At 49.4% G+C, this 1,695-nt stretch carries 1 protein-coding gene; it reads right to left on the minus strand.

All coding sequences use genetic code 11. The annotated features are described in order from the left end of the window. Positions 1-34 precede the first annotated feature (34 nt). A complete protein-coding gene (locus tag Q0372_RS08350; protein WP_298104801.1) occupies positions 35-1,366 on the minus strand; it encodes an SPFH domain-containing protein in 1,332 nt (443 codons plus the stop codon). Between the last annotated feature and the right edge of the window lie 329 nt (positions 1,367-1,695).

A 1,695-nucleotide genomic window follows, 5' to 3' on the forward strand; every position in this document is an offset into this window, starting at 1 on the left:
TGGCTACAGTCACGGCCTTTATCCGTATGTCTACTCAAGGCATTCCGCCCTTGGCGCTTAAAATTTCGCCGAATTTACTCATCCCCTCGCCCACGCTGCCTTCGTTTGCGATGATCTTAAGATCCGCCGCGCTTAGCGCCTTGGCCTGCTCTAGGCCGATGTCGCGGTTCGCTTCGATCTGTTTGATCGAAATGAGATAGGTCTGGTATCCCTGATTTTCGCCGATCTCGCGTGCAAGCTCGATCTGTGCGTTTACGGGCGCGAGCTCTTTTAGCCTAAGCGCCTCGGCCTCTGCAGAGCCTATCTTTAGCGTACCCTGCGCCTCTTTGTCCTTCATCTCCAAAAGCGCCGCGGCGGCGAGAAACTGCTTCTCTTTATCGCCCTGCGCTACTAAAATTTGATTTTCTTTGATCGCTTCGGCGTCGCGGATCTTGGCGTTTTTGCGCGCTTCGGCGTCGATCTCGATCTTGCGCTGCTCCTGCTCGGCTTTTACGATCTCCACTTGCTTTTTGATCTCGGCCTGCTTGACGTCGTTTACCCGCACAACCTCCATCGCCTTTTCCTGCGTGATCTTTTGCTGATCCTTGATGAGCTGCTCGGCCTGCTCCTTTGAGATCGCGACTTCGCGCTCGTTTTCGACGGTCTTAAGGCCCACCATCTTGTTGGCCTCCTGCTGGCGCACTTCAGTTGCCTGCGCAGCTTCAATCTCGGCGATCTGGGCGAGCTTGGTGTTGTTTGCAACCTCGACGCGGCTTTCCTTTTCGATCTGGGATTTTTTCTTCTCCATGATGTTAAAGATAACCTTGCTGCCGCTGCTATCTCGGATATCCATCAGCTCGATGTTTTTGACGGGCTCGATACCCCAGTTTTGCAGCTGCGTCTTTACCGCCTTGGTAAAATCATCTCCGAGCTCGGAGCGGATCTGCAAGATGTCCTCAAGCACGCGGCTCGAAAGGATCGAACGAATCGAGCCTTGGATGATATTGGTAAGCTGGTTATTCAAATCTTGAAAATTATTGACGCGTTGTGCGGCTAAATTTGAATCCACGATCCTAAAAAACGCTGTAATATCGACTACGAAAGGAAGCCTGCCCAGATCATACGCCTCATAATCCTCGATCTTGATGCTAAAGACCGAGACCGGCAAAACGATCTTCGTAACGCCCAGCGCCGGCACCCAGCTCGGGAATTCATAGTAGCTGTTGCCGTTGCCGGTATCTTTGCCGTAGCTCGTCGTCTTGCGCGCGCTTTGGACGATATGCACTTCGTTCGTCTCCACTATACGCCTGAAAAACAGCGGTACGATGATAAAAAGCGCGATTAAAACCCCGACGGCGGCGCCTATTAAATATAAAATTTCACCCATTTTCTCTCCTTTAAAAATGCTAAATTTAAAATGGATTATATAAAAATTTACTTTGAAAAATAATAAATAATCGCGGCGACAGCGGTTAAAATTTACGCAATTTTAATGAGATTTTATGTAATATCGCAGCGTATATTTCAATACCTTTTAGGAGAAAAAATGAAAAAATTTTTACTACTGCTTTTAGCGGGCGCGCTTTTTGCGAGCGCGGCAGAGCTTAGAACTATCAAGGATATGGACGGAGCTGTCGGCCGAGAAGTAGATGTAATCGCGGTGAAAGGCAAAATATCCGTTCCGACGCATGAGCGACGTGATGCGTTGGCGCTCCT

Source organism: uncultured Campylobacter sp., from assembly GCF_937997405.1.
Classification (GTDB): Bacteria; Campylobacterota; Campylobacteria; order Campylobacterales; family Campylobacteraceae; genus Campylobacter_B.